Genomic DNA, 1642 nt, shown 5'->3' with positions numbered 1-1642 from the left:
GCCCCGGAACGCGTGTCCGGGTCACRCCGCAGCTCGACGGCCATCCTGATCGCTCGCTCCCGAAGCTCCTCCGGGTACTTCCTCGGTGCTCCCATAACTCTCATCCTTCCGTGGAATGAGAGCCTCCATCAGACCCGGAACGGGACAGTCCGTGAAGCCATGAAAGACGATCGCTTGGTCGAAGACCTCGTCTAGTGCCTGCTTGATCTCGTCGGCGTCCACGCCGCAAGCATGCACGACAACTCAGACTGTTCCACACCGACGGATCGCGGCAAATCCGGACGACCGTAGCCGTCCTCAGCGCGGTGTCTCGGGCCGTCGCTCAGACTCGTCGGCTGCCGGGCCATCCGAGGACGTCCGGGACTGGCCGTCTGGGCACCGCTCGCCCCGGATTCGTAGGAAGCCGCCGATAGCCGTCAAGATGCCCACGAAGATGAAGGAGACGGCCAGCCATGGGCTTGCCCCCGTCTCACCGGACGTAATCAGCAGAACAGTGCTTCCAAGGACCACCGCCGCAGGGACTGCGACATTCCATAGGTAGGCCCGGCGTGATCCGCGGTGCATGAGGGCATGCTGCCCTACTGACGGCGTGAAGGGCCTCTTGTGGGACCACGGCTTCGACAATGCTTGTTCGCCGCCGCTATCCGGACCCGTCGTCCTCACGCCGGCGCGAGCACGCTAACCGCGGCAAGAGCGGATGGCCGTAAGCCGCGATGATCGAAAACGCAGTCGCGGCGTGCAGTACGCGCCCCTACGGTTGGGGCTCATGTCATCGGTCAAGCAAGTTCAGGTTACCTTCGACTGCGCGGAGCCCGGGCGAGTCGCCCGCTTCTGGGCGGAGACGCTGGGCTACCAGGCCGAGTACGACGACGAGGACGGGTCGGCGGCGGCCATGCACCCCATGGGCGCGGGGCCGCGCCTGTACTTCCAACGCGTGCCGGAGGGCAAGGTCGTCAAGAATCGTGTGCACCTCGACGTTCGGGTCGGCACCGGGCTCATCGGCGAAGAGCGCCTGGCAGCACTCGAGGCGGAGTGCTCACGCCTCCTACCGCTCGGCGCAGAACGTGTGGAGCTGCTGTACGACGGCATCAACTCGTGCATCGTCATGCGGGACGTCGAGGGTAACGAGTTCTGTCTGGACTGAGGGACCGGGGACCTTCGCGGCTCTGCGTCCGCGCAGTCAGCAGCGGCCGCCGTTCGCTCATCGGCATGTGGGTGAAACTTCGCCCGCGGGAGGGGAGGCTCGGAGCGGCGCGCGGATCAGAGTCGGGCACCCCCGTCGCTGTTGATCTTGAGACTCGCCTGAAGCCCCTCTAGATAGGGCCAGGCAGGGGAGTGGCCGGCCTCAAAGCGTCCGCTAGATGTACTGACCGGGGACGTTGGTCAACCGGTTGATGGGCGGTTGGTTCCCGCAGGCCGAGTGGGGCCGGTGGTGATTGTAGGCGTGTAGCCAGGCAGGCAGGGCTGCTCGTCTGGCTGCTTCGCTGTCGTAGTGCCGGGCGTAGGCCCACCCGTCGGCCAGGGTGCGGTGGAAGCGCTCGATCTTGCCGTTGGTCTGCGGCCGGTACGGCCGGGTTCGCTTGGGCGTGATGCCGAGCTCGGCGCAGGTGTCGCGCCACAGGAACGACCGGTAGGCCGACCC

The 1642-nt window shown here is 66.4% G+C and carries 2 protein-coding genes; one reads left to right on the top strand and one right to left on the bottom strand.

Annotation, left to right across the window (positions count from 1 at the left end):
* Positions 1-766: 766 nt before the first annotated feature.
* The gene (locus AC1DIW_RS21800; protein ID WP_478110909.1) at positions 767-1144 is read left to right on the top strand and encodes a VOC family protein; all 378 of its coding nucleotides are present in this window, start codon (positions 767-769) and stop codon (positions 1142-1144) included.
* A 213-nt stretch (positions 1145-1357) separates the two neighbouring features.
* On the opposite strand, the gene AC1DIW_RS21795 is transcribed toward AC1DIW_RS21800, so the two are convergent.
* Positions 1358-1642, bottom strand: a 285-nt coding sequence (locus AC1DIW_RS21795) for an integrase core domain-containing protein (RefSeq protein WP_478110907.1), incomplete at its 5' end; no start/stop codon positions are given.

This window comes from Terrabacter sp. 01T434 (assembly GCF_056398545.1).
This window is presented reverse-complemented; position numbering and strand designations above follow the sequence as displayed.

Bases quoted from the DNA above. Each gene is read 5' to 3' on its own strand.
- AC1DIW_RS21800 (WP_478110909.1), top strand. From the start codon at position 767: ATGTCATCGGTCAAGCAAGTTCAGGTTACCTTCGACTGCGCGGAGCCC.